At 46.6% G+C, this 3,856-nt stretch carries 5 protein-coding genes and 1 pseudogene; 1 reads left to right on the forward strand and 5 read right to left on the reverse strand.

From position 1 onward, the window contains the following. The 4 genes and pseudogenes from AB1466_07205 to AB1466_07220 all read right to left on the reverse strand — a co-directional run. Positions 1–1,164, reverse strand: a 1,164-nt coding sequence (locus AB1466_07205; GenBank protein ID MEW6189872.1) for a class I tRNA ligase family protein, incomplete at its 3' end; no start/stop codon positions are given. A 340-nt stretch (positions 1,165–1,504) separates the two neighbouring features. Then, positions 1,505–1,627: pseudogene (locus AB1466_07210) on the reverse strand (hypothetical protein). Positions 1,628–1,672: 45 nt separating this feature from the next. Continuing rightward, positions 1,673–2,041, reverse strand: coding sequence for a hypothetical protein (locus AB1466_07215; protein MEW6189873.1), 369 nt, complete (start codon positions 2,039–2,041; stop codon positions 1,673–1,675). Next, positions 2,038–2,295 (reverse strand): hypothetical protein, encoded by a 258-nt coding sequence (locus AB1466_07220; GenBank protein ID MEW6189874.1) that lies wholly within the window; start codon positions 2,293–2,295, stop codon positions 2,038–2,040. Before AB1466_07220 ends, AB1466_07215 begins: the two co-directional genes overlap by 4 nt. Positions 2,296–2,469: 174 nt before the next feature. Here AB1466_07220 and AB1466_07225 point away from each other — a divergent pair, with 174 nt between their 5' ends. Continuing rightward, positions 2,470–2,637: a hypothetical protein gene (locus AB1466_07225; GenBank protein ID MEW6189875.1), complete on the forward strand. Its 168-nt coding sequence runs from the start codon at positions 2,470–2,472 to the stop codon at positions 2,635–2,637. Here AB1466_07225 and AB1466_07230 read toward each other — a convergent pair. Then, the coding region (locus tag AB1466_07230) for a carbamoyltransferase C-terminal domain-containing protein (GenBank protein MEW6189876.1) at positions 2,634–3,856 on the reverse strand (1,223 nt) is incomplete at its 5' end. The genes AB1466_07225 and AB1466_07230 overlap by 4 nt on opposite strands.

Raw genomic sequence — 3,856 nt, forward strand, 5'->3', positions numbered from 1 at the left:
CTTTGGGGTGAATTTAACCTTGCCCTCCTTCACGGCCTTAATGGCGGATTCAGCCAGTGGCTTCATCCTAATGAACCATTGCTCGGAAAGATAGGGTTCCACGACGGTTTCACAGCGATAACAGCGGCCCACGGCGTGGAGATGAGGCTCCACTTTCTCCAGCAATCCTTCCCTCTCCAAATCCTTGAGGATCGCCTCACGGCATTCGTATCTATCCATCCCGTTATAAGGTCCACCATTTTCATTTATCTTAGCATCGGGTGTGAGGACAACCACCTGAGGTAGCTTGTGGCGTTGCCCTATCTCAAAGTCGTTAGGATCGTGGGCTGGGGTGACCTTAACCGCGCCCGTTCCAAATTTCGGATCGACGTATTCATCATCGGCTCTTAAGGGAATCTTTCTTCCCAGGATAGGAAGGATTAAAGTCCTTCCCACGTATTTTTGATATCTTTCGTCACTGGGGTGGACGGCTACGGCGGTATCACCCAACAATGTCTCCGGGCGAGTGGTGGCTATGGTCAAATGCTCCTGGGAATCCACAAAGGGATATTTTATGTACCACAGGCTCCCCACTCTCTCCTCGTGATCCACCTCAAGATCGGAAAGAGCAGTGTAGCATCGAGGGCACCAATTTATGATGTAATTTCCCCTATAGATTAAACCCTCCTTGAATAGCCTGACGAAGACGGTTTTAACCGCCCGTGAGTAGCCCTCATCCATGGTGAATCTCTCTCGATCCCAGTCGCAGGAGCAACCAAGGCGCCTCAGCTGATTTATGATGGTGGTGCCATACTTTTCCTTCCACTCCCAAACCTTCTCCAGAAATTTCTCACGCCCTAAGTCCTGGCGAGTAAGGCCTTCCCTGGCCAGTTCCTGCTCCACCACATTTTGAGTGGCAATGCCCGCATGGTCCGTCCCAGGAAGCCATAGGGTAACACGGCCCTCCATGCGCCTCTTTCGAACAACGATATCTTGGAGGATATTATTCAAAGCATGTCCCATGTGCAATGAGCCCGTGATGTTGGGGGGAGGAATGACAATGGTAAAGGGCTCTCTGCTCTTATCGATTGGAGCATGAAAATATCCCTTGGAAAACCAGTGGGAATACCACTTATCTTCCACATCTTTCGGATTGTATGCGGGAGGTAAAATTTCTTTCTTCAATTCCTCACCTCTAATTAATGAACGATGTTCGTTTACCGTTCACCGAGAAAATTCTAAATCTTAAAAACGGTGAACGGTCCACGGTTGACGGTGAACACGAGTTTTGTTTTATATGGTTATGAGCCTATAGAAATATTTTACAGGGTTTGGTTGCCTTTGCAAGCAAAAAGCCGTCGATGTATCGCGTTCAAAACATTTAAAGATATATCATTGAAAAGATTCTAACCCATCCTTGAGTAAATGCAGTTTAATCATAATAGGTCGGTTGTATTGCTACATAAAATTAGGGTGTACCTTCCTACACATGTACACCCTTAAAGATAGAATTTTTCAAATGTGGTTATCTTAATGGTGCTGACAGAACTTCGCCCGTGAAGGCATCAACGTGAACTTCCTCGCCCTTATCGGTGTCGAAACGCCAGATTGGTCTGAGATCGCTCGGTGTTTTATCTGCTTTTCCAACTGCCTCATCGGCTGAGAGGGTCTTGGCGGCTTCTTTTCTTTCTGCTCATTTCAAGCCCTCCTTTGCCCAGTATGCGTTGACCATATCCCTGAGCGTCATCAGGGGAAGGTCCGCTATAAATACACTCATTGTTCTTCCGGAACCAACATAGAAAGCACTTCCCTCCCTCCGCTCTTCCATTCGTCTCACATCCTCACCGGTTACAACGAAGAAAACACGTTTATCCCTGTCATATTTTGGATCCATTCCCGATCTTTTGCCATCGCTTAATGTGTAAAAATAGAGGGGATGGGCGTAATCGAGTATGACCACGATCTCCCCTCTCTCTATCTGAAACTTGAGGGAATCTTCATCTACAATCCCTGGTGCAATATCCTCGAAGGAGTAAAATACACCCTCGGAGCATTCCCTCAAGTACTGAAAGTATTCATCGCCTGGGTAAAGGACCCTTTTCTCCCGATCTTTGTAAATGTGATTTTCTCCAATTCCTCTGGGATCTTTATAACTATCTGGTAAACGTGATAGACGGGTTTCTTCGCGGTCTTTCGCTCCTTATCGACGGAGGTGGGCTCCCTTTTGCAACCAGCGCAGCAAAAATGGACGCTGAAAAGGAGGAGGGTTATGAGTATAAGAGAAATGTAAGGTTTTTTGCGAGGATACACTTTCACCGAAATTCCTTTCGAGGTTGGCTTTCACCAGAGAAGCTACTACACAAGTTAAAGAAATTCAATAATTTGTACTAACGCCAATAATTTTAATATTGACCATGGACTATCGACAGAAATTTTTTGACCTAATGGAAAGTTGATGGTAGGATATTGCGAAGAAAAAGGTGGGGTTCCATGGGGGAAAGAAAGATAAATATCGTAGCCATGTTCATCCTCATAATACTGATCCTCTTCTGCCAATGGTTTTATTATATGAGGAAGGCCATGCTATTTTATTATCCACATCACTCCGCAAATCAAACTCAATGCGGAGAATGCCACCTGCGTCAAATAAAATCTTAATCCTTCTCCGAAAGATAGTTCCCCATAATCAGACAATCCAGTTGCGTGGAGAGGAAACACTCCAAGGCGTCCGCTGGTGACATAACGATGGGTTGTCCTCTCACATTAAAAGAGGTGTTTAGAACCAAGGGGATGCCCGTGATTTTTTTAAACTCATTGATTAACTCCCAGTAAACGGGGTTTTCTTCACCAGTGACCGTTTGGAGTCTACCCGTACCATCCACATGGCACACAGCGGGAATCATTCCTTTTTTGCTTTCCTTGATGGGCAAGACCAGGAGCATAAAGGGGGAAGGATAGTAATCGTCGAAATATTCTCTCGCGCATTCTTCCAGCACAGAAGGAGCAAACGGGCGGAAACTTTCTCGGTGTTTTACTTTTTTATTTAGAATATCCTTCATGTTTGGATCACGTGGGTCGGCGAGGATGCTTCGGTTGCCCAAAGCTCTTGGCCCAGCCTCCATCCTTCCCTGGAACCAACCCACAATTTTGCCCCGGGCCACGAGTTCTGCGCCAATCCTAGCCGGATTTTCGATGTAGCTGTGGGGCACCCCGTGATTTTCCAAGGTCCTTTTGATCTCATCGTTGGAAAATTCGGGACCATAATAAGCGTGTTCCATAATATAATTTCTCTCCCTCCCCAGTAGCATGTGCCATATGTATAGGGCACAACCCAGGGATGTTCCGGCATCATTTGCCGCTGGTTGGATGAAGATGTGCTCAAAGGGGCTTTCTCTTAGGAAAGCTGCGTTCATGACGCTATTTAATCCCACGCCACCGGCTACGCACAAGTTTTTTTCACCGGTGATTGAATAGAGATGGTTCGCCAGGTGAAGAGCTGCTTCTTCCGTCACCTTTTGAAGAGCCCAAGCTATATCCTCGTGCCTTTCGTGAATCTCGCTCTCCGGCTCTCGGGCTGACCCAAAGAGCTTGAGGAATTTCGGAGAGACTCCGTAGCCTCCGAGTATGTGATAAGTGAAATAGCTCAAATCTATCTTGAATTCGCCACACTCATTCAGCTGTACGATTTCTCGGAAATTCTGAAGATAGGTTGGTCCACCATAGGGGGCCAGACCCATGACCTTCCCCTCATCACTATTGGGTTTAAACCCAAGGTATGCCGTGACCACGGTGTATAAAGAGCCAAGCGAATGGGGATTTTTTATTCGCTTGAGGACTTCGATTCGGTTTCCTTCCCCACAGGCAAGCAATGTGGAGA

It is taken from the genome of Actinomycetota bacterium, from assembly GCA_040755895.1.
Classification (GTDB): Bacteria; Actinomycetota; Aquicultoria; order Subteraquimicrobiales; family Subteraquimicrobiaceae; genus Subteraquimicrobium.